We start from the raw sequence: 21,625 nt of genomic DNA on the forward strand, positions 1-21,625 counted from the left end.
AATTCTGTTGACAACGGAACAATAGCGGAACAAACTAAAAACATAACGAGTAAAGGAGAGCCAAATGACTGACATGATCCGTGACGTCGCAGCATTCACCTCCATCGCAATGTTTGTTGCCAGCTTCTCTCTGATCCTGATGGCGATGTAATTTTTCAGGGGACCGCATGGCTGCCATGCGGTTCCGGGCAGGGACTTCTTCTGGACATCTCCACGGCCAGGACCGACAATGGCACCGATTCATACGGGCGATTGAAGGGACGTGTCATGGCGGATGCAGAGGGCGGATTTATCGGCGGGACGCCGGGTTTCGTTCATCTGCGCGTACACTCGGCCTATTCGCTGCTCGAGGGTGCGCTGCCGCTGAAGAAGATCCTCTACAAGGCTTCGGGCGACAGCCAGCCGGCGATTGCCATCACCGATACCAACAATCTCTTCGTCGCCCTCGAATTCGCCCAGAAGGCGATGGACGAGGGGCTGCAGCCGATCATTGGCTGCCAGATCTCCGTTGATATGGAAGACGGGCTCGAAGTTGAAAAGCGCGGCGGCCAGCAGATGATGGGCAAACTGCCTGCGATCGTCGTGCTGGCCGCAACAGCTGCCGGTTACGAGCGCCTCGTCGATCTGGTGAGCCGCGCCTATCTCGGCGGTGAAGACAACCAGGCGGTCCACGTCCGCGCCTCCTGGCTGGAGGAGGCCGGCACCGAGGGTCTGATCGCGCTCACCGGTTCGCTTGGCGGCCCCATCGATATGGCTCTCAAGCAGGGGCATATGGCGCCGGCTGTGTCGCGCCTGTCGCGTCTCAAGGCGCTGTTCGGCGACCGGCTCTATGTCGAGCTGCAGCGCCACGGCACCTATGACAAGCGCCACGAGCAGAAGATGATCGGCCTTGCCTATGAGCACGATCTGCCGCTGGTAGCGACCAACGAGGCCTTCTTCCCGGCGCGGGACGATTATGACGCGCATGACGCCCTGATGGCCGTGGCGCACAACGCCATCGTCTCCGACGACAGCCGCTTCCGACTGACTCCGGATCACTATCTGAAGAGCCGGGCGGAGATGGCCAAGCTGTTTGCCGATCTGCCGGAGGCGCTGGAAAGCACGCTGGAGATCGCAAGACGCTGCTCCTTCGTGCTGCAAACCCGCAAGCCGATCCTGCCGCGCTTTACCGGCGCCAGCGACGACGCCGACGAGGCCGATCGCGCCGAATCCGGAGAGCTGCGCCGCCAGGCCGTGGAAGGCCTCGACATGCGTCTGGCGACGCTCGGCATGTCGCCGGGCTATGAGGAAAAGGACTATCGCGACCGGCTCGAATTCGAGCTCAGCGTCATCGAAAAGATGAAGTTCCCCGGCTACTTCCTGATCGTTGCCGACTTCATCAAATGGGCCAAGCTGCAGGACATCCCGGTCGGCCCGGGCCGCGGTTCCGGTGCGGGCTCGCTGGTTGCCTACGCCCTGACGATTACCGACGTCGATCCGCTGCGCTTCTCGCTGCTGTTCGAACGCTTCCTCAATCCCGATCGCGTGTCGATGCCCGACTTCGATATCGACTTCTGCCAGGATCGCCGCGAAGAGGTGATCCGCTACGTGCAGAAGAAATACGGCCGCGAGCAGGTGGCGCAGATCATCACCTTCGGTTCGCTGCAGGCGCGCGCCGCCCTTCGAGACGTCGGCCGCGTGCTCGAAATGCCCTATGGCCAGGTCGACAAGATCTGCAAGTTGGTGCCGAACAACCCGGCCAATCCGACGCCGCTGTCGAAGGCGATCGAGGAAGAGCCGAAGCTGCAGGAAGAGGCGGCCAAGGAACCTGTCGTCGCCCGTCTGCTCGACATCGCCCAGAAGATCGAAGGCCTCTACCGCCATGCCTCGACCCATGCCGCCGGTATCGTCATCGGCGACCGTCCGCTGTCGAAGCTGGTGCCGATGTATCGCGATCCGCGCTCAGACATGCCCGTCACCCAGTTCAACATGAAGTGGGTGGAACAGGCCGGCCTGGTGAAGTTCGACTTCCTCGGCCTGAAGACGCTGACCGTTCTGAAGGTCGCCGTCGATTTCGTCGCCAAGCGCGGCATCAAGGTCGATCTGGCCTCGATCCCGCTCGATGACAAGAAGACCTACGAGATGCTGGCGCGCGGCGAAACGGTCGGCGTGTTCCAGGTGGAAAGTGCCGGCATGCGCAAGGCGCTGATCGGCATGAAACCCGACTGCATCGAGGACATCATCGCGCTGGTGGCGCTCTACCGCCCGGGCCCGATGGAAAACATCCCGACCTACAACGCCCGCAAGCACGGCGAGGAAGAGGTCGAGTCGATCCATCCGACCATCGACTACCTGCTGAAGGAAACCCAGGGCGTTATCGTCTACCAGGAGCAGGTCATGCAGATCGCTCAGGTGCTCTCCGGCTACTCGCTGGGTGAAGCCGACCTTCTGCGCCGCGCCATGGGTAAGAAGATCAAGGCCGAGATGGACCAGCAGCGCGAGCGCTTCGTCAGCGGCGCCGTCAAGAATGGCGTGTCGAAGCCGCAGGCCGACAACATTTTCGAACTGCTCGCCAAGTTTGCCAATTACGGCTTCAACAAGTCGCATGCCGCCGCCTACGCCATCGTCTCGTACCAGACGGCCTATATGAAGGCGCATTATCCGGTCGAGTTCCTCGCCGCCTCGATGACGCTCGATATGTCGAACACCGACAAGGTCAACGACTTCCGTCAGGATGCCAAGCGCCTGGGCATCGACGTGATCGCGCCCTCGGTCCAGACGTCGTTCCGGCATTTCGAGACGGGCGAGGAGCGGATCTATTACGCGCTGGCAGCGCTCAAGGGCGTCGGCGAAAATGCTGTCGAACACATCGTCTCGGTGCGCGGCGACAAGCCCTTTTCCAGTATCGAGGATTTCTGCCTGCGCATCGATCCGCGCCAGGTGAACCGCCGCGTGCTCGAAAGCCTGATCTATGCCGGCGCCTTCGACTGCTTCAATCTCGATCGGGCGCAGCTTTCGGCTGGTCTCGATCGCGTGCTCGGCTATGCGCAGCGCGCCCAGGAAAACAAGCTGAGCGGCCAGTCCGATATCTTCGGTGGCGCGCTGTCGTCGGGCCCGGAAAAGATCGCCCTGCCGCCCTATTCGCCCTGGCTTGCTTCGGAGCGGCTGCTGAAGGAATTCCAGGTTCTCGGTTTCTATCTGACGGCACATCCGCTCGACAGCTACAACAGCCTGCTGGACAAGATGCGCGTGCAGACTTTTGCGGATTTCTCGGCAGCCGTCAGGCAGGGGGCGGCCAATGGCCGTCTGGCCGGTACCGTGATTTCCAAGCAGGAGCGCAAGACGCGCACCGGCAACAAGATGGGCATCATCGTCTTCTCGGATTCGTCTGGCCAATACGAAGCCGTGCTGTTTTCCGAGATGCTGAACCAGTATCGCGATATCCTGGAATCCGGAAAATCCTTCGTCATCACCGCCACCGGCGAAGAGCGCCCCGAGGGTATCGGGCTGCGGATCCAGACCATCCAGTCGCTGGAAGAAAAGTCGCTGCAGATGCAGAAGACGCTGCGCGTCTATGTCCGCGATTCCGGCCCGCTGAAGGCGGTTGCCGCCCACCTGAATGCCAAGGGCGAGGGGCTGGTGTCCTTCATCGTCATCAAGGAGGATGGCAAGCGCGAGGTCGAGGTGGCGCTGCAGCAGAAATACCGCATCACGCCGGAGATCGCCGCGGCGCTGCGCGCAGCACCCGGCATTGTCGATGTCGAGCTCGTCTAGCGCGTTACGGTGATGAAGTCGGTTCCGGCGCCGGTCTCCGGGCCGAGGCCGGTATCGGAAATCGTCATCGTCGAACCGGCGGCCAGCATCATGTCCACCTTGCGCCTGGTGTCGTCGGGGATCTGGATCCGCGACAGCGCGTTGGTGATCGGGCTGCCCATGATGATCGAGCCTTCCTGCGTCTTGATGCCGAGGCGCTTCATCGTCTGGGACGGCAGGTTGTTATCAAGCGTCAGGCCCAGCCAGTCTGCCGTGCCGTTTTCCTGATCCACCTTGTGCAGCGTGAAGAAATGCGTTCCGAGCGCCAGTTCCGGGTTCTCGATGGTAACGGGAGCCTCGAAGACAGGCTTGAAATCCTGGCGGATCATCAGCACGCCGTTCGGCGGCTCGCCTTTGCCTACCGCTGCGTAAACTTCCCTAAGGAGAGTATCGCTGGTGAGCGTTCGGTCGCCCTTGAACGCAGTCGGGCGCAAGGCCTTGAAAGCATTGATCGCCTGCACCGTCGAGGGGCCGAGCAAACCATCCGGATTGCCGGCATTGAAGCCTAGCTGGTTGAGGAAGGTCTGGATGTCGATGATCGTTTCCCGCTGGGCGCGGCGGGTGATCAGGATGCGGATCGGCTCGAGGTTCTCAGCGGGCGCTGCCGTTGGCGGGATCAGCGATGCAGACACGGTGTTCATGGCCAGCTGCACTGGCTCGCCATCGGTGCTGCCGATCGATGGGCGTAGCTGGACGTCGGAAAGCAGCAATGCCGGTTCCGGCGCATTCGGGCGGAACAGCGACGGGTGGTCGATCAGTTCAGGCACGACGGCCGCGTTGCTGATGATGACGGGGACGCTGAGATCCGTCATCTTGTAGAGCTCTTTGGCGAAGGCGGCGGGCATGCGCACGCAGCCATGCGAGGCCGGATAGCGCGGCACCGAATTCGACTCGTGCAGCGCGATGCCGGACCATGTCAGCCGCTGCATCCATGGCATCGGTGCTGCCGAATAGAGATTGGACTCGTGATATTTCTTCTTCTCGAGCACCGAGAAGATGCCGCTCGGCGTCGTGTGGCCAGGCTTGCCGGTCGAGACTTTCGAGGTCGCCACGACCTCGGTGCCGTCATAGACCGCAAGCGATTGCTTGTCCTTGGAGACGATGATTTGCAGCGTCCTGGCATCCGCTGCCAGAGCAGGGTTCACCAGTGCGGTTGCCGACAGCAAGCCGAGGCCGAAAACAAAACGCGAGAACATGTTACCCAACCAATACGCAATACTCGAGGGGAACAATATTCAACGAAGTTTAAGGAAGGCTTGATCGCGAGCCTCCGGGGTGGACGTCACGCACTCGTGATCAAGCGACCGCTTATTGTAGTGGGCGCGAATGTATGCAAATCTCGACGCCGTGGCGGTTGGGGAGCCCGGCTATGCACGTCGATATTGTGTCTGCGTTCGACGAACTCGAGAAATTGCAGGGCGACTGGGAGGCGGTCTATGACGCCGATCCGGAATCGAACTATTTCATGTCCTGGAACTGGATGCGGCGCTATTTGCAAACGCGCGCCAACTGGCATGTCCTGGCGGCAAAGCGCACGGAAGCGGATGAGCATTACATCGCATTCCTGCCACTGCAGATCCGCCTGGATTTCGAGCCGGGGAAGGGTTTCTTCAATGCCATACATATGGCGGGCATGCCCTTCTCCGTTTACAGTGGCATTCTTTCCCGCCCCGAATGGTCCGACGAGGCGATGGCGGCTTTCGCAGCCAGTCTGCAGACCTTCAACTGGCGCCGGTTCAATCTCGATGAGATCTATCTGTCGGACCAGCGTCTTTCCGCACTGATCGGCAGTTTTCCGCGCCAGGAATTTGTACCGGCCAAGGTCGTCCGGGCTGACCATATCACCGATGCCGGCGAGAGCATCGATCACGACGCCTATGTGTATATTCCGTTGGCGGATGACTTCGAGACATTCCTCAGTACCCGCCTCAGCTCCAAGGCGCGCCGCAACGCCCGGGTCGCCCTGCGCGATTTGGCGAGCGGCAAGCATGGGCTGCACGTCACGCATACGACCGCCGAGACATTCGAGCAGAATCTCGAGACCTTCTATGCGATGTGGAATGCGCAATGGGGCGTGCGTCAGCCGGATTATGCCGCCGGGATCATTGCTGGTTGCCGCAAGATGCTGCCCGGTTCGCTTGATGACGGATCGCTTCTGGTGCCTGTGCTTTGGGAGGGCGACAGGCCTGTCGCCATGCAGGTCCTCTATCTCGATCACAAGAAGAAGACGATGATCTGCTTCATCGGCAGCCGGGATAGCAACGCGGCCTCTCACAGCCCGGGCTTCACGCTGCATTGTTATTGCCTGCGCTGGGCAATCGAGAACGGCTACCGGAACTACGATTTCGGTACCGGAGATTTTGCCTACAAGTTCACTTTCGGCGGCGAACAGCAGCTGGTGGAGCGTCGCAGGGTGATGACGGTCTCCGAGCGCAATATCGGCGATCGTCTCGACCCACGCTCGCTGGACGCGGCCTGTTACCGCGCCGCCCAGATGGCAGCGAAAGGCGATATCGAAAATGCCGATCTCTGCTGCCGCCAGATCCTCGCCACCGATCCTTCTCATTCCCAGGCGCTGGCGCTGGCTGAAAGCCTCGAAGCGGCACGGCGCCGGCCTGCTGCGGATGTCGAGCTGGAGGCGCTGATGCGCACCGCGATCGCAGATCACCGTGAGGGCGCCCTGGCGCGCGCCGAATCCGGCTATCGCCGCATCATCGAAGCGGTGCCCGGGCACTTTGCGGCCCTGCATCAGCTGGCGCTCGTGCTGTTGCAGCAGGGCCGCCTCGATGCCGCAAAGTCGTCGATCCTTGAGGCGCTGGCCGCCGGGCCTGGCAATGCGGCGGCCCATTGCACCTGCGGCAATATCCTTGCCGCTCTGTCCGAGGATGCTGCGGCTATCGCCAGCTATGAGCGCGCCATCGCCCTCTCGCCGTCCTATGCCGCGGCCTTTAACAATCGCGGCAATGTTCTGCGCCGGATGGGCCGGTTGGAGGATGCGGCGGAAAGCTATTCGCGAGCCCTCGAACTGGCGCCCGATCACGCACAGGCGGCGCTGAACAAGGCGGCCGTGCTGGCGCAGATCAACGCGATGGCCGTCGCCTAACGGTCGCGCTTGCCGCTGCCGAACGTGTAACCGGTCTCGACGGTGTTCTTGCCGAACTTTTCGCGCAGCTTGTCCATCGCCGCTTCGGCGGCCGCGCGGCGGGTCGATTGCTCGTCGATCAGATCGGGCGGATCGGCGCGGCCGGGATCGCAAAGATCGGTGACGCCGATGCCGAGCAGCCGAAACTTAGTGCCGTCGGTCTCCCGTTCAAGCAGCTCAACGCCGGTGCGGAAGATCCGGTCGGCAAGCTGCGTCGGGTCTTCCAGCCGCCTGTTGCGCGTCCGTAGCTTGAAATCCGCCGTCTTCATCTTCAGCACGACGGTATGGCCGGCGATGTCATCCTTCTTCAGCCGCCAGGACACCTTCTCGGAGAGGTTCCGCAGGATCGGCACGAGATCCTCGTGACGGGAAATGTCTTCGAAGAAGGTGGTTTCCGACGAGACGCTTTTCGCTGCCTCGTTGAGATGCACCTCGCGGTCGTCGACGCCGCGGGAGAGCCGCGCGAGGCGCTGGCCCATGCTGCCATAGCGGCGCATCAGGTCCGTCTCTTCCATCTGCTGCAGCTGACCGATCGTCCGGATGCCATCGGATTCGAGCGTGGCCGCGAATGCCTTGCCGACGCCCCAGATGGTCGTCACCGGGCGCGGCGCCAGGAACTCGACAGCCTCTTCACGCCCGATGACCGAAAAGCCGCGGGGCTTCTGCAGGTCGGAAGCAACCTTGGCGAGGAACTTGCAGTAGGAAAGCCCGACCGACACGCTGATGCCGATCTCCTTCTCCACCCGCCGTACGAATTTCGCCAGCGTCCGGGCAGGGGGATCGTTGTGCAGGCGCTCGGTGCCGCCGAGTTCCAGGAAGGCTTCGTCGATCGACAGCGGCTGCACCAGCGGCGTCAGCTCCTGCATCATCGACCTGACCTCGCGGCCGACCCTGACATATTTCTCCATGTCGGGCCGGATGACGATCGCCTGCGGGCAGGCTTCCAGGGCCTTGAACATCGGCATGGCGGAGCGCACGCCATGAATGCGGGCGATATAGCAGGCGGTGGAAACCACGCCGCGCTTGCCGCCGCCGATGATCACCGGCTTGTCGGCGAGTTCGGGATTGTCGCGCTTTTCGACTGCCGCATAGAAGGCGTCGCAGTCGATATGCGCCAGCGTCAGGCCATAGAGCTCCTTGTGCCGGACAAGCCGCGGGCTTCCGCAGCTGACGCAACGGCGCGTCTCCGCCTTCTGCTCGGCAAGGCAGTCGCGACAGAAGCCGGGTGTCTTGTCAGGTGCAGCTAAAGTCATCACGGGAACAAATATTGAACATCGCGACATTACGCTCTAAGTTCTTGAGTCTCAAGACAGAGGAGCGCCGTGGCGTTGGATAACAAACGGCATTTTGGGGCCGTTGGATCGATGAAGACAGCGGATCAGCCGCGGCCACTGCCGCCGGAGGCGCCAAAGTGTTCGCCGATATGAACAGATGCCTCCTCCCAGCCCTTCACCCGGGCGATGCCTTCCATGGCCGAAGGGGCAAAGCGATGAACGTCCGACTCCGGCATCAGATGCAGCAGCAGGCAATCCTCGACATGGTCATGGACCGAATGAAGGTTGCGCACCATGTCGTCGATGAACACGACAGGCACATCGCGGGTGCCGTGCAGCGCCTTGACGATCGGCCCCTTGGGCTGCAGCGAGGCGAGCAGCGGGTAATGCAGCTCGAAGCGGTCGAGCAATCTGCGGCGCTGGTCGCGATAGACGGGCGGCATGGCCGTCAGGAGCACGATGTCGGCGGTGCCGGAAAGGCGCGCCAGAGTTTCTTCGGCAAGCAGAAGCGGCGCCTGCCACTCTTCCTGCCGCTCGAAAAAGGTTTCGATCAGCCGGCTGACCGTGCCTTCGTCAGCCGCTGTCCCGTCCGGCGTTTCGATGTTTCCGTGCAGCTTGAACGACCGCGGCACCAGCCGGTAGCCCTCGCTCTCAAGAAAGCGCTCGAACGGCACGATGAATTGCAGCACGACGTCATCGACGTCGCAGACGATCAGCGGCCGGTCGGCGAGCCGCACATGCGATGTGTCGAGGTGCTCGATCTCGGCCACGGTCAATACTGGCCCGAATCGAGACCGGGCGACGAGAAATGCTGCCAGGCAGCCGTCAGCGCCTCGGGTGGCGTGCCGCTCGCCTGGCAAAAAGCCAGGGCCGTCGGCTCATGCTGCATGACGAAGTCGAGCATGCCGGAAAGGAAGGCCGTATCGTTGATCGCGTTGCGCACCTGGGCCGGTTCAATGCCGGTCAGAGCAAGAAAACGCGAAAACATGTCGGGTTCATTTGCAAGCCAGCCGAGTACGGCGATCGCCGTTTCATACGGATCCCTGGCCAGTTGTTTAGAGGTCTTGAAGTTGCTTTGCATTTCGCTGGGTAAGTTACCTTTTTTTCAACCAAATACCGGTAGCTTGCCGCTATCGGTTTCGTCGAGCCGCGCGTTCGCAGGTCGCTTCTTGTCAAGCGGACATTTGCAGGGACGGAACATAGGAACGAGCTTGCCATGCCCAAACAGGTGATGATTGTAGAAGATAATGAGCTCAACATGAAGCTCTTTCGCGACCTGATCGAGGCCTCGGGATATACGACCATCCAGACCCGGAACGGCATGGAAGCGCTTGATCTTGCTCGAAAACACCGTCCGGATCTGATCCTCATGGACATTCAGCTGCCGGAAGTTTCCGGTCTCGAGGTGACCAAGTGGCTGAAAGAGGATGACGAACTACATGTCATTCCCGTCATCGCCGTCACGGCCTTTGCCATGAAGGGCGACGAGGAACGGATTCGTCAGGGCGGTTGCGAGGCCTATGTCTCAAAACCGATCTCGGTTCCCAAATTCATCGAAACGATCAAGACCTATCTCGGCGATGCTTAGTGCATCGGAAAGAAGCTCATGACTGCGCGCATTCTGGTTGTTGACGATATTCCGGCGAACGTGAAGCTGCTCGAAGCGCGGCTCGTCGCCGAGTATTTCGACGTGCTGACCGCTGCCGATGGCTATGAGGCGCTGGCGATCTGTGATCGCAACCAGGTCGATATCATTCTTCTCGATGTCATGATGCCGGGTCTCAACGGCTTCGAGGTCTGTGAGCGCCTGAAGGCCAATCCGAAGACCTCGCATATTCCGGTCGTCATGGTCACCGCGCTCGATCAGCCGGCCGACCGCGTGCGCGGACTGAAGGCTGGCGCCGACGACTTTCTGACCAAGCCGGTCAACGACCTGCAGTTGATCTCGCGGGTCAAAAGCCTGCTACGCCTGAAGACGCTGAGCGACGAACTGCGCATCCGCGCCGAAACGGCGCAGACCATGGGCATGGACGATCTGCTGCGGGCAGGCGAGGGACGGGCCGAGGACGCAGGCCAGATCCTGCTTGTCGATGGCCGCGCCAATTCGCAGGAACGCATCATCAAGACGCTGAAGCCGATCGCCGATGTGACGGCGATCTCCGATCCGCAGGCGGCTCTCTTCGAAGCGGCGGAAAACGCGTTCGAGCTGGTGATCGTCAATACCAATTTCGACGACTACGATCCGCTGCGGCTTTGCTCGCAGTTCCGCTCACTGGAGCGCACGCGCTTCCTCCCGATCCTGATCATCACCGAGCAGGGCGCCGACGACATGGTCATCCGGGCGCTGGATCTCGGCGTCAACGACTACATCATCCGTCCGCTCGATCCGAACGAGCTTGTCGCCCGCAGCCTGACGCAGATCCGCCGCAAGCGCTTCAACGACCGTCTGCGCGCCAGCGTCAAGCACACGATCGAGCTCGCGGTTACCGACGCACTGACTGGGCTGAATAACCGCCGCTATCTCGACAATCACCTGAACGTGCTCTTCAACCGCTCGATGGCGCGGGGTAAGCCGCTCTCGGTGCTGATCACCGACATCGATCGATTCAAGCAGGTCAACGATACCTACGGGCATGATGCCGGCGACGAAGTCCTGAAGGAGTTTGCCAACCGCATCCGTTCGACCGTGCGCGGCGCCGATCTCGCCTGCCGCTATGGCGGCGAGGAATTCGTCGTCGTCATGCCCGATACTTCTCCGGAGGTCGCGGCAGCCGTGGCGGAGCGCCTGCGGGCCTCGATCGAAGACAATGGCTTCACGTTGAAATCGGCAGGCGAGGAGCTGAAGGTCACGGCCTCGTTCGGCATCGCTTCGCGCCAATCGAGCGTATTGACGCCTGATCAGCTGATGAAGCAGGCTGATCTCGCGCTTTACGAAGCCAAGAACACCGGCCGCAACCGAGTCGTCGCCGCGGCGGCCTGACGATACCGGGCCTGTTTAGCGGGTGGTTTTCCCAGTTTTCCACCGGCAGCAGTGAAAGATTAACAAATTTTAATGATGTCGCTGCCATATCGCAGGCTGTTTTTCAACTAAGACCCCAAAAATGGAGAGCCGATACAATCGTCCAATTTGAGGGGGATTTGTGTTCGTTTTAACGAATAGAATCGTTATCAAAAGTCAGCGTCAAGCATAAATGGTTTTGCGCCAAGAGTTGTGGTGATGTTACTATTCGCGTGAGCGTAAATCGGCTACCTAACGTAACGGAAGTGCGCGATAATTGTACTGATATATATTTCCGGTGTTCTTTGATCGCGTTTTTCTTCATCAAGTAAAGAAACGTGATTCGTTCATTTCGCACCTGCCCCAAAATTGGACTTTTAACCATAGGGACAAGCTCACAAATCTAATCATTAAGAATTTGTTGATTTTCTTTCATTTTCGGGCAAATTATCGAGCCATAAGAAAAGCGCTCCCGAACATGGGATGCCGAGATACCCCATGATGCTCAGGTCCGCCGCATCTCCTGGGTCGTGGGGTCGGTCGGCTAGTTCGCAACTTTAAGCGGTTCCTCGTGCCGCGTTGCTTGCTGGCCGACCCCCTTTCGTAAAAACACCGCCCTTGCCGATAAATCGGTAGGGCGGTGTTTTTGTTTGCGCTAACATTTATCGTGACGGTAGACCGGAAAACGAAAAAGGCGCGCAGCCGTTGGGCGCGCGCCTTTTTCAAAACCCAGGGATCAAGAATTACTTGATCTTGGTTTCCTTGAACTCGACATGCTTCTTAGCAATCGGGTCGTACTTGGTCTTGGTCATCTTGTCGGTCATCGTACGGCTGTTCTTCGTCGTGACGTAGAAGAAGCCGGTGTCGGCCGTCGACAGCAGCTTGATCTTGATTGTGGTAGCCTTAGCCATGGTCGTCCTGCCTTTAATAAAATGAATGCCGTGGCAAGCCGGATGGGCTCCACGGCAAATTCTGGCGCGAAAATACGAATCTCGCCCGAAATGTCAACCTCGCTTTCGAATGAAAAGCAGTCTTATGCCTGAAAGCAGGGCATAAATGCCGAAGAAGCCGGCGATTGCCCAGGCAAATCCGTTATTGCCGGCAACATCGATCGCCGCACCGATCACCTGCGGACCAGCAACGGTGCCAACGGCATAACAGAAGACGAAGGCGGCATTGGCGGCGGCGAGGTCGGAGCCCGTCAGCCGCGAGCCGAGATGGTTGAGCCCGACCGTGTACAGACCGGCCACACAGCCGCCCCAGAAGAGCAGGACGCCTGCCATGAGTACCCAGCTATGCACGAGCAGCGGCAGCATCAGTGAGCCGATACAGCCCATGAAAGCCATAGCTGCGAGCAGGGGGCGCTTGTCCTTCATCTTGTCGGACAGCAGGCCGACGGGAATCTGGAAGATCACGTTGCCGATGCCCATCACCGTCAGCAGCAGGGCAGCCTGCGATTCGGTAAAGGCGGCGCGGGTCGCGTAGATCGGAAACAGCGCCAGGCCGCCGGCTTCGACAGCTCCGAAGATGAAGACGGCGGCGGTCGCCGTCGGCACCAGGAAGACGTAGCGCATGAAATGCAGCTCCGGCTTCTCTTCCAGCACCGGGCTTTCGTAGCGGGCGATGAAGATAGGGATCGCGGCAAGCAGGATGGCGACAGCGCCGACGGCAAAGGGAAGTACGCCGTCGCTGCCGAGGATCGAGAAGAGCAGGGGCCCGGCGGCAAAGCCAAGCGATAGCACTGTCGCGTAGATGCCGAGCACGAAGCCGCGTTTCGATCGCGGCGATGCGGCGTTGATCCAGAACTCGGATAGGATGAAGAGCGTTGTCGTCGCGCCATGAAAGGCGAAGCGCAACGGGAACCACATCCAGAAGTCCTGGGCGTAGTAGAAGCCGATGGCGCTGAGTGCCGAGATCACCACAGCCCACAGCATGGTGGAGGCAACGCCGTATTTATGCGCCAGCTTCGTCGTGATCGGTGCGGCAGCCATGGCGGCAACGCCGGCCATCGCGGTGTTCAGTCCGATCAGCGTCGATGAAATCCCGCGCTTCTCGAGGATGATGCTGAGCAGCGGAAGACCAAGGCCGATCGCTATACCGACGGCAGAGATCGACGAGACGGCGGCAACGAGCGACGGCCAATGGATTTCTTCAACATCGCCCGGCGTGCCGTTTCTCGGCTGAGACATATATCCATCCTTGAATGACTGAAACGAATCACCCGTCTCGTGCCACACAGAAGCGCACAGACATGCCAAATCCAGGTGACGGGCAGAGCTTTAAGGGAAGTCCAGCGCTGATGGCAAGAGATCGAATCGTCGAACATCAGATCAGTCAAGAAAACGCGCACCACTTTATTCGCCGGACAAAGACACAGGCAGGCAAAAAAGCCCGCCATGCGCATGAGCGTTGCCCAATACAAGCGAATTATGTCTGGATGGTGAAGGTGCTTCGAAACGCGCCCTAAGGCTTGTCCCTGCCGGGGATCTCATAGACATCGTGGTCGTCGCTATGACCGCCGAAGCCGTGCAGGCGCAGCGCCCATTGCAGGCTGATGACGCCGCCCTTGATCGGCTGGATGATGAGGAGCGCCGAGAGCAGCGTCGCCGGCGCCCAGATGGCGAAGGTCAGCCACATCGGTAGCGGCCAGACGAGATCGGTCAGCATGTAGCCGCCAAGAATGACGTGGCCGATGACGAAGATCGTCAGATAGGGTGGCAGGTCGTCGGAACGGTGATGATGCATCGCCTCGCCGCAGGCCGCGCAATTGTCCACCGGCTTCAGAAACGCCCGGAACAGCTTGCCGCTGCCGCAGTTCGGGCATTTGTTCAGCATGCCGCGGATGATCGAGCGCGTCAGCGGACGTTCGGCCGCGTCTGTGCCGCCGAATTGGACCGGGTGATCGGGTGCAGGCGTCATCATCGCAGTCTTCCTCTGGCGTTAGCGCCGCCCGCGCGGCGGTCTCGTGCCTGCCTTCTTGCGGGCCTGCATGTTATCGCGGCGGCCGGACTTGTGGAACGAGCGCACCGCCGTCGGCATTGCCCGTCCTTCGCTGACCATCTCGAAGCGCAACGCGCCGGCCAGCGGAATGGCCTCGGCAAGCTTGACCGTGACGGTGTCGCCGAGACGGTAGCCGAGCCCGGTCCGCTCTCCCGACAGCGCCTGATGCGCTTCGTCGTAGATGAAATAGTCGCTGCCCAGTGTAGATATAGGGATGAAGCCGTCAGCTCCATACTCGGGCAGGGCGACAAATAGTCCTGACTTGGTCACGCCCGAAACCCGTCCCTCGAACTCCTCGCCGACGCGGCCGGCAAGATGGTGGGCGATCAGGCGGTCGACTGTCTCGCGTTCGGCAGCCATCGCCCGGCGCTCGAAGGTCGAGATTTCGGCGGCGATATCGTCGAGCGCGGCCTCTTCCTCGGGCGTGATCCCGCCCTCGCCGAAGCCCAGCGAGCCGACCAGGGCGCGATGGACGATCAAGTCGGCGTAGCGCCGGATCGGCGAGGTGAAATGTGCGTATTTCATCAGGTTCAGGCCGAAATGCCCGATATTCTCGGGGCTGTAGATCGCCTGGCTCTGCGAGCGCAGCACCATTTCGTTGACCATCGTCTGATGCGGCGTCCCATCGGCCTTCGCAAGGATACCGTTGAAATTGTTGGCGCGCATGTTGCCGCCCTTGGCGAGCGAGATGCCGAGCGTCGCCAGGAACTCGCGCAGGATCTCCTGCTTGGCAAGCGTCGGGCCGTCATGCACGCGATAGATCAGAACCTGCTTCTTCTTCTCCAGCGTCTCGGCAGCCGAAACGTTGGCCTGGATCATCATCTCCTCGATGAGCTTGTGCGCGTCGAGCCGCGGCGGCACGAAGACGCGGTCAACGGTGCCGTCACTCTTCAGCAGGATCTTGCGCTCGGGCATGTCGAGTTCGAGCGGCTGGCGCCGCTCGCGGCCGCGCGTCATCACCGCATAGGCGTTCCACAGCGGCTTCAGGATCGGCTCCAGCATCGGGCCGGTCTTGTCGTCGGGCTTGCCGTCGATGGCCGCCTGCGCCTGTTGGTAGGAGAGCTTCACCGCGCTCTTCATCATGATGCGGTGGAAAGTGTGGCCGATCTTGCGGCCTTCCTTCGAAAACACCATGCGCACCGCAAGTGCCGGACGATCGACGCCTTCGCGCAAAGAGCACAGATCGTTGGATATGCGCTCCGGCAGCATCGGCACGACGCGATCCGGGAAATAGACCGAATTGCCGCGTTTCAGCGCCTCGCGGTCGAGTTGCGATTTCGGCCTGACATAATAGGAGACGTCGGCGATCGCCACGGTAACGATGACGCCATCAGCATTGTCAGGCGAGGAGTCGGTCTCGGAATAGACGGCGTCGTCGTGATCCTTGGCATCGGCGGGGTCTATGGTGATCAGCGGAACGTCGCGCCAGTCCTCGCGATGCGACATCGAAGCAGGCTTGGCAGCCTCCGCCTCATCGATGACGGCCTGCGGGAAGACATGCGGAATGCCCTGGGCGTGGATGGCGATCATCGAGATCGCCTTCTCGGAGCCAACCGAGCCGACAACCGAGAGAATCTTGGCGCGCGGCAGGCCGAAGCGGCCGAGACGGGCGATTTCGACCTCGACCAGGTCGCCGTCCTTGGCGCCGCCGGTATATTCAGGGTCGATCACCATTTCCTCGCCGCGCCGCTCGATCGGCAGCAGGCGTCCGGCGCCGCCGGGTGCCGCGCGGAACACGCCCATGCTAGCGCCGCGGCGCTTGTCGAGAACCTTGATGATGCGGGCGGTATAGGAGGGGCCACCGCGATCGGCAGCCGGAAAGATTTTCGCGAGAACCCGGTCGCCCATGCCGGCAACGGGTGCCTTGCCCTTGCCCTGGCGTCCTGCCGGTGACGACTGGCGGATGGCGACGGCAGGCGCCACACCCTGGTCATCGGGCCATTCGGCCGGGCGGCCTATCAGCTCGCCATCCTTGTCGCGCGTAGTGATGTCGAGAACGGTCACCGGCGGCAATGCGCCCGGGCGGATCAGCGACTTGCGGGTCTTCTGCAGCATTCCCTCTTGCTCGAGGTCACGCAGCAGATGCTTGAGTTCGACGCGCGTATCGCCCCTGAGGCCGAATGCCTTGGCGATCTCGCGCTTCGATGCCTTCTGCGGATGGTCGGCGATGAAGCGCAGTATGACTTCGCGCGACGGCATGGCGCCGTGGGTGATATCCAATGCTGCAGGCGGGGCTTCGCTGCCCGCACGGCCAACCTTGCCCGGACGCTTGCCCGGGCCTCTTGTCTTCTCGCGCGGTATCTTGCTCACACTCAGCTCTTCTTCGCTTTGGCAGGCGCCTTGGCCTTCGCCGCTTTCGGTTTCGCGGCAGCCTTGGTCTTGGCTGCGGCCTTCGGCTTGGCGGCAGTCTTGGTTGCCTTGCCTTCGGCAGCGGCTGCCTTCGGCTTGGCCTTGCCCTTTGGAGCCGGTGCCTTGCCGGCCTTGGCGGTGATCAGCTCGACGGCTTCCTCGACGGTGATCGCCTGCGGATCCTTGCCTTTCGGCAGCGTCGCGTTGACCTTGCCCCAATTGACATAGGGGCCGTACTTGCCGTCGCGCACGGTAATCGCGCCGCCGCCATCCGGATGCTCGCCGAGTTCCTTCAGCGCTGCCGGCGTTCCACGGCCGCGGCCGCCCGGTCCCTTGGCGGCCTTTTCGGCAATCACGGTGACGGCACGGTTGAGGCCGACGGAGAACACGTCCTCGACGGTTTCGAGGTTCGCGTAGCCGCCGTCATGCAGCAGGAACGGTCCGTAGCGGCCGATGCCCGACGAGATCATCTTGCCGGTTTCCGGATGCTTGCCGATATCGCGCGGCAGCGAGATCAGCGCCATGGCCTTCTCGTAGTCGATATCTTCAGGCTTCCAGCCCTTCGGCAGCGAGGAGCGCTTCGCATCCTTGCCGTCGCCGCGCTGGATATAGGGTCCGAAGCGGCCCGAGCGCAGCGTCAGCTCTTCGCCGGTCGTCGGGTCGGTGCCGAGATTCTTCGGCTCGTTCAGCGCCGTGCCTTCGCCTTCGCCATTGTTTTCCGAGGATAGCTGGCGGGTGTAGTTGCATTCCGGATAGTTCGAGCAGCCGACGAAGGCGCCGTATTTGCCGAGCTTCAGCGACAGGTTGCCGGTGCCGCAGACCTGGCAGATACGCGGATCGCTGCCGTCCTCGCGCTTTGGAAACACCAGCGGCGCCAGCGATTCATTCAGCGAGTCGAGCACGTTGGTGACGCGCAGTTCCTTGGTGTCTTCGATCTGGGCGAAGAAATCCTTCCAGAAGTCGCGCAGAACCTGCTTCCAGTTCAGCTCACCTGCCGAGATGCGGTCGAGCTTCTCTTCGAGATCGGCCGTGAAGTCGTATTCGACATATTTGGTGAAGAAGCTTTCGAGGAAGGCCGTCACCAGCCGTCCCTTCGAATGCGGGATCAGCTTGCGCTTGTCGATCGTCACATATTCGCGGTCACGAAGCGTGGCGAGCGTTGCGGCATAGGTGGACGGGCGGCCGATGCCGAGCTCTTCCATCTTCTTGATCAGCGAGGCTTCGGAATAGCGCGGCGGCGGTTCGGTGAAGTGCTGCGTCGAATTGATCTTCTGCTTCGCGAGGTTCTCGCGGGCATTGATCTCGGGCAGGCGGCCATCTTCATCGTCGTTGTCGTCGCTCTGCTCGCCGTCTTCCTTCTGGTCCGTATAGGCGGCGATGAAACCGTCGAAGCGGATCACCGAGCCGACGGCGCGAAGACCTGCCTTTTCGCCGCCCTTGTCGGCGGTGATTTCGGCGGTCGTGCGCTCGATCTCGGCCGAGGCCATCTGGCTGGCGATGCCGCGCTTCCAGATCAGGTCGTAAAGGCGGATCTGATCGGCATCCAGGTACTTGCGCACCTCGTCAGGCGTGCGGTTGAAATCGGTCGGCCGGATCGCTTCGTGGGCTTCCTGGGCGTTCTTCGCCTTGGTGGAGTAGAGGCGGGCCTTGTCGGGAACGTAACGGCTGCCGAACTGATCAAGGATGGCGCTGCGCGCCGCATCGATCGCTTCAGGCGCCATCTGCACGCCGTCGGTACGCATATAGGTAATGAGACCGACGGTCTCGCCGCCGATGTCGACTCCTTCATAGAGCTTCTGCGCTACCTGCATGGTGCGCGATGCCGAGAAGCCGAGCTTCGAGGAGGCAGCCTGCTGCAGCGTCGACGTCGTGAACGGCGGCGACGGGTTGCGCTTGACGGGCTTTGCCTCGACGCTGTCGACGACATAGGAGGCACCGTCGAGCAATGCCTTCAGCTTGCCCGCTTCCTCACCGTTGCCGATGGCGCGCGGCTGCAACCGCTTGCCATTGGCCGCAACCAGCTTGGCTTCGAACTCATCGCCGCGCGGCGTCTTCAAGAGCGCCGAGATGTTCCAGTATTCTTCCGAAATGAAGCGCTCGATCTCGGATTCACGATCGCAGACGAGGCGCAAAGCCACCGACTGCACGCGCCCTGCCGAGCGGGCGCCCGGCAACTTGCGCCAGAGGACCGGCGACAGGTTGAAACCGACGAGATAATCGAGAGCACGGCGCGCCAGATAGGCGTCGACCAGCGGCACGTCGATATCGCGCGGATCGGCCATCGCGTCGAGCACGGCCTTCTTGGTGATGGCGTTGAAGACCACGCGCTTGACGGTCTTGCCGCCGAGCACCTTCTTCTTGTTGAGCATGTCGAGGACATGCCAGGAAATCGCTTCGCCTTCGCGATCAGGGTCGGTTGCCAGGAACAGGCCGTCGGAGGATTTCACCGCATCGGCAATATCCTTCATACGCTTGGCCGAGGCCCCATCGACCTCCCAAAGCATTTCGAAATCCTGATCGGGCAGAACCGATCCGTCCTTTGCAGGCAGATCGCGAACGTGACCGAAGGAGGCGAGCACCTTGTATCCAGGACCCAGATACTTGTTGATCGTCTTTGCCTTCGCAGGCGATTCTACCACGACTACATTCATGATGATTCTCTAAAAACTGCCGCGTCCGGCGGGAGGATGAGCGCAATACTTGCCGCTTGCAGATTGCCGGTTCTCCGACATGGACAGGGAAATCGCTTCGGTCAAGGGGTTTGCTTCAATTTTACGTTTTGCAACGTGATGCAACCTAAGAGGGATTATAAACGTATTGCAATTTAAGATAATTGCGTTATCGTTTTTCAGGTGTGGTCAAGGCCCCTCCCAAGCCGCCGTCCGTCATTCAGAGACTGTCCATGTCGCCCAAGGGTTTCAACAAGAGAACCGACAAATCGGCTTCGCGCGAAAACATCGCCTTTGTCAGGCAGATGCTGGCGGAGTTGCGTCAGGTTGCCGAAAAGGAAGACGCCAGCATGCTCTGCTATCTGATCGAGATGGCCTAATGTTGAGGCCGGCGAACTTCACAACCGCATGTAGTGCGCTCAATCTCCCATCGCAAGGGAGACCATGCCGCCGGGATGCCGGTGCAGCCGCCCGGCAATATCCAGCTCCAGCAGAACCAGATAGACCGAAGGCGCCGGAAGTCCGGTGTGGCGGATGATGTCGTCAACCTCGACCGGCGCCGGACCGAGCGCATCGGTGATCCGCGCCCGCTCGGAATCGTCGGGCGGCGATAGGCCGGGGCCGTTACTGGCAGGTTCCTCCGCCATCGGTGCCGAAAACAGGTCGAGCTGCGAGAGCGGCGCCAGCGCCTCGATGACGTCGCTGGGCGAAGTGACAATCATCGCTCCGTCTTTCAAGAGGCCGTTGGTGCCCTGGCAGCGCGGATCGAGCGGCGAGCCGGGCACGGCAAAGACCAGGCGCCCGAATTCGCCGGCCAGACGCGCCGTGATCAGCGAGCCTGATCGCGTGGCCGCCTCGACGACGACGAGCCCAAGCGCGATACCGGCAATCAGCCGGTTGCGGCGCGGGAAGTCACGGGCGCGGGGTTCCCAGCCGAACGGCATTTCGCTGATCGCCAGTCCGTTGCCGCTGCAGATCTCATCGAGCAGCGGCACATTCTCCGGCGGGTAGGGCTGGTCGAGACCACCAGCGAGAGCAGCTATGGTGCCGGTATCGAGACTGGCGCGGTGGGCGGCGGTATCGATGCCGCGGGCAAGGCCGGATACGACGGCATATCCCGCGCGGCGCAGTCCCTGGCGATCATCGCTGCAAACTTGGCGCCGCTGATCGAGGCATTGCGCGAGCCGACGATGCCGGTTGCCGGACGATGCAGAACGGAGACGTCGCCCTTGACGGCAATCAGCGGCGGGGCGCCATCGATCTGGCGAAGGGCTTGCGGATAGTCGGGTTCGCCGATGCCGATGAAGCGGGCGCCGAAACGGCTGGCCGTTTCCAGCTCGCGATGCGCTTCAGCCTCGGTGGCGATCTTGATCGCCCGCGTGGCGCCGCCGCGGGCCGAAAGCTCGGGCAGGGCGGCAAGTGCCGCCTCGGCGGAACCGAAATGATTGATGAGTCCACGAAAGGTGGCCGGCCCGACATTGTCGGAGCGGATCAGCCGAAGCCAGGCGATCCGTTGCCGGTCCGAAAGCGCAATTCCCTTTGGCCTTGCGCTTCCGACGTCCATCCTATCCCTTCGCCCCGATCTTGCTTTCCGTCCCGCCGATGAGCCGGGAGATGTTGGCCTTGTGTTTGTAATAGGAGATGACCGACATGATCGCCATGACGGCTGCAACCTTTTCGTATCCAAATATCCACAATGCAACCGGAATGACAAGCATTGCCGTGAGCGCTGCCAGCGACGAGTAGCGGAAGATGAAGGCCATGGTCAGCCAGACAGCGGCAAAGACCAGAACGAAGAGCGGTGCAACGCCGAGAAGCGTGCCGATGTAGGTGGCGACACCCTTGCCGCCCTTGAAGCCCAGCCAGACCGGGAAGAGGTGACCGAGGAAGGCGAAGAGGCCAGCAATGGCGCCGGCTTCAGGGCCTGCGACATAGGCCATGATCCAGGCTGCGACTGTCGCCTTCAGCGCGTCGAGCAGCAGGGTTGCCGCAGCAAGCTTCTTGTTGCCGGTGCGCAGCACGTTGGTGGCGCCGATATTGCCAGAACCGATACTGCGAACGTCACCGAGACCGGCTGCCCGCGTCAGGATCAGGCCGAATGGAATGGAGCCGAGCAGATAGCCGGCAACGGCTGCAGCAAGCGCCATGGGCAGAGTGATCTGCCAGTTGGTGAGTTCCGAAATCATGTCCCCTCCACCTTATATTCTACGGCCTTGTCCCGAAGCCGCTGTCTTAACCGTTCTCGAAGACCCAGATTTCCGCGCCACCGAGCAGCAGCGCGGCCAGCGTGCAGAGCGTCACGAATACGGTGCTCAGCACGATGGTCGACGAATAGTGCTTTGAGCCTCGTTGCTTCCGGATCGGGGCGCCATGATGACTGTCGTTCTCGTTCTCATTCATG

Annotated in this window: 15 protein-coding genes and 2 pseudogenes; 5 read left to right on the forward strand and 12 right to left on the reverse strand. The window is 61.3% G+C overall.

What is annotated here, in order from left to right:
- Nucleotides 1-267: 267 nt before the first annotated feature.
- The gene (gene dnaE / locus J2X43_RS24400) at nucleotides 268-3,753 is read left to right on the forward strand and encodes a DNA polymerase III subunit alpha (RefSeq protein WP_310298499.1); all 3,486 of its coding nucleotides are present in this window, start codon (nucleotides 268-270) and stop codon (nucleotides 3,751-3,753) included.
- On the opposite strand, the gene J2X43_RS24405 is transcribed toward dnaE, so the two are convergent.
- Nucleotides 3,750-4,988 carry a L,D-transpeptidase family protein gene (locus J2X43_RS24405; RefSeq protein ID WP_310298502.1) on the reverse strand — a complete coding sequence of 413 codons (1,239 nt, stop codon included), beginning with the start codon at nucleotides 4,986-4,988 and terminating at the stop codon, nucleotides 3,750-3,752. The genes dnaE and J2X43_RS24405 overlap by 4 nt on opposite strands.
- A 173-nt stretch (nucleotides 4,989-5,161) precedes the next feature.
- On the opposite strand from J2X43_RS24405, the gene J2X43_RS24410 reads away from it, so the two are divergent.
- On the forward strand, nucleotides 5,162-6,895 hold the full coding sequence (locus J2X43_RS24410; RefSeq protein WP_310298505.1) for a GNAT family N-acetyltransferase: 1,734 nt from the start codon (nucleotides 5,162-5,164) through the stop codon (nucleotides 6,893-6,895).
- Here the strand turns inward: J2X43_RS24410 and J2X43_RS24415 are convergent.
- From J2X43_RS24415 to J2X43_RS24425, 3 genes are all read right to left on the reverse strand, one after another.
- The gene (locus J2X43_RS24415) at nucleotides 6,892-8,217 is read right to left on the reverse strand and encodes a DNA polymerase IV (RefSeq protein ID WP_405049638.1); all 1,326 of its coding nucleotides are present in this window, start codon (nucleotides 8,215-8,217) and stop codon (nucleotides 6,892-6,894) included. The two genes, J2X43_RS24410 and J2X43_RS24415, sit on opposite strands and share 4 nt — an antisense overlap.
- A 95-nt stretch (nucleotides 8,218-8,312) precedes the next feature.
- Nucleotides 8,313-8,978, reverse strand: coding sequence for a hypothetical protein (locus tag J2X43_RS24420; protein WP_310298511.1), 666 nt, complete (start codon nucleotides 8,976-8,978; stop codon nucleotides 8,313-8,315).
- Between the two features lie 2 nt (nucleotides 8,979-8,980).
- Entirely contained in the window at nucleotides 8,981-9,289 is a 309-nt protein-coding gene (locus tag J2X43_RS24425) for a DUF3572 domain-containing protein (RefSeq protein WP_310298514.1), read from the reverse strand.
- Between the two features lie 135 nt (nucleotides 9,290-9,424).
- Here J2X43_RS24425 and J2X43_RS24430 point away from each other — a divergent pair, with 135 nt between their 5' ends.
- Together J2X43_RS24430 and J2X43_RS24435 are read left to right on the forward strand one after the other, a co-directional pair.
- A complete protein-coding gene (locus J2X43_RS24430; RefSeq protein ID WP_003547430.1) occupies nucleotides 9,425-9,796 on the forward strand; it encodes a response regulator in 372 nt (123 codons plus the stop codon).
- 18 nt (nucleotides 9,797-9,814) lie between these two features.
- Nucleotides 9,815-11,188, forward strand: coding sequence for a PleD family two-component system response regulator (locus tag J2X43_RS24435; RefSeq protein WP_112516946.1), 1,374 nt, complete (start codon nucleotides 9,815-9,817; stop codon nucleotides 11,186-11,188).
- Nucleotides 11,189-11,949: 761 nt separating this feature from the next.
- On the opposite strand, the gene rpmG is transcribed toward J2X43_RS24435, so the two are convergent.
- The 5 genes from rpmG to topA form a co-directional block, all read right to left on the reverse strand.
- Nucleotides 11,950-12,117 carry a 50S ribosomal protein L33 gene (gene rpmG / locus J2X43_RS24440; protein ID WP_003587245.1) on the reverse strand — a complete coding sequence of 56 codons (168 nt, stop codon included), beginning with the start codon at nucleotides 12,115-12,117 and terminating at the stop codon, nucleotides 11,950-11,952.
- Nucleotides 12,118-12,210: 93 nt separating this feature from the next.
- A complete protein-coding gene (locus tag J2X43_RS24445) occupies nucleotides 12,211-13,395 on the reverse strand; it encodes an MFS transporter (protein WP_310298567.1) in 1,185 nt (394 codons plus the stop codon).
- A 274-nt stretch (nucleotides 13,396-13,669) separates the two neighbouring features.
- Nucleotides 13,670-14,128: a DUF983 domain-containing protein gene (locus tag J2X43_RS24450; RefSeq protein ID WP_405049639.1), complete on the reverse strand. Its 459-nt coding sequence runs from the start codon at nucleotides 14,126-14,128 to the stop codon at nucleotides 13,670-13,672.
- A gap of 18 nt (nucleotides 14,129-14,146) precedes the next feature.
- Entirely contained in the window at nucleotides 14,147-16,516 is a 2,370-nt protein-coding gene (rnr, locus tag J2X43_RS24455; RefSeq protein WP_310298570.1) for a ribonuclease R, read from the reverse strand.
- Between the two features lie 2 nt (nucleotides 16,517-16,518).
- Complete coding sequence (gene topA / locus J2X43_RS24460; protein WP_112537397.1) at nucleotides 16,519-19,206, reverse strand: type I DNA topoisomerase; 2,688 nt, start codon at nucleotides 19,204-19,206, stop codon at nucleotides 16,519-16,521.
- A 251-nt stretch (nucleotides 19,207-19,457) separates the two neighbouring features.
- On the opposite strand from topA, the pseudogene J2X43_RS24465 reads away from it, so the two are divergent.
- Nucleotides 19,458-19,638, forward strand: a pseudogene (locus tag J2X43_RS24465) (hypothetical protein).
- A gap of 5 nt (nucleotides 19,639-19,643) precedes the next feature.
- On the opposite strand, the pseudogene dprA reads toward J2X43_RS24465, so the two are convergent.
- The 3 genes and pseudogenes from dprA to J2X43_RS24480 all read right to left on the reverse strand — a co-directional run bounded on the left by dprA (nucleotide 19,644) and on the right by J2X43_RS24480 (nucleotide 21,624).
- Nucleotides 19,644-20,788 (reverse strand): annotated as a pseudogene (gene dprA, locus J2X43_RS24470) (DNA-processing protein DprA).
- Nucleotide 20,789: 1 nt separating this feature from the next.
- Nucleotides 20,790-21,410 carry a glycerol-3-phosphate 1-O-acyltransferase PlsY gene (plsY, locus tag J2X43_RS24475; RefSeq protein WP_310298576.1) on the reverse strand — a complete coding sequence of 207 codons (621 nt, stop codon included), beginning with the start codon at nucleotides 21,408-21,410 and terminating at the stop codon, nucleotides 20,790-20,792.
- 46 nt (nucleotides 21,411-21,456) lie between these two features.
- Nucleotides 21,457-21,624 carry a hypothetical protein gene (locus tag J2X43_RS24480; protein WP_310298580.1) on the reverse strand — a complete coding sequence of 56 codons (168 nt, stop codon included), beginning with the start codon at nucleotides 21,622-21,624 and terminating at the stop codon, nucleotides 21,457-21,459.
- Between the last annotated feature and the right edge of the window lies 1 nt (nucleotide 21,625).

This window comes from Rhizobium sp. BE258 (assembly GCF_031457345.1).
GTDB lineage: Bacteria > Pseudomonadota > Alphaproteobacteria > Rhizobiales > Rhizobiaceae > Rhizobium.

Excerpts from the sequence above, each read along its gene's own strand:
- J2X43_RS24405 (WP_310298502.1), bottom strand. The coding sequence starts at position 4,988 with ATGTTCTCGCGTTTTGTTTTCGGCCTCGGCTTGCTGTCGGCAACCGCA.
- J2X43_RS24435 (WP_112516946.1), top strand. The coding sequence starts at position 9,815 with ATGACTGCGCGCATTCTGGTTGTTGACGATATTCCGGCGAACGTGAAG.
- rpmG (WP_003587245.1), bottom strand. The coding sequence starts at position 12,117 with ATGGCTAAGGCTACCACAATCAAGATCAAGCTGCTGTCGACGGCCGAC.
- J2X43_RS24410 (WP_310298505.1), top strand. The coding sequence starts at position 5,162 with ATGCACGTCGATATTGTGTCTGCGTTCGACGAACTCGAGAAATTGCAG.
- J2X43_RS24430 (WP_003547430.1), top strand. The coding sequence starts at position 9,425 with ATGCCCAAACAGGTGATGATTGTAGAAGATAATGAGCTCAACATGAAG.
- dnaE (WP_310298499.1), top strand. The coding sequence starts at position 268 with ATGGCGGATGCAGAGGGCGGATTTATCGGCGGGACGCCGGGTTTCGTT.
- J2X43_RS24425 (WP_310298514.1), bottom strand. The coding sequence starts at position 9,289 with ATGCAAAGCAACTTCAAGACCTCTAAACAACTGGCCAGGGATCCGTAT.
- topA (WP_112537397.1), bottom strand. The coding sequence starts at position 19,206 with ATGAATGTAGTCGTGGTAGAATCGCCTGCGAAGGCAAAGACGATCAAC.
- J2X43_RS24450 (WP_405049639.1), bottom strand. The coding sequence starts at position 14,128 with ATGATGACGCCTGCACCCGATCACCCGGTCCAATTCGGCGGCACAGAC.
- J2X43_RS24445 (WP_310298567.1), bottom strand. The coding sequence starts at position 13,395 with ATGTCTCAGCCGAGAAACGGCACGCCGGGCGATGTTGAAGAAATCCAT.
- plsY (WP_310298576.1), bottom strand. The coding sequence starts at position 21,410 with ATGATTTCGGAACTCACCAACTGGCAGATCACTCTGCCCATGGCGCTT.
- J2X43_RS24480 (WP_310298580.1), bottom strand. The coding sequence starts at position 21,624 with ATGAATGAGAACGAGAACGACAGTCATCATGGCGCCCCGATCCGGAAG.
- J2X43_RS24415 (WP_405049638.1), bottom strand. The coding sequence starts at position 8,217 with ATGTCGCGATGTTCAATATTTGTTCCCGTGATGACTTTAGCTGCACCT.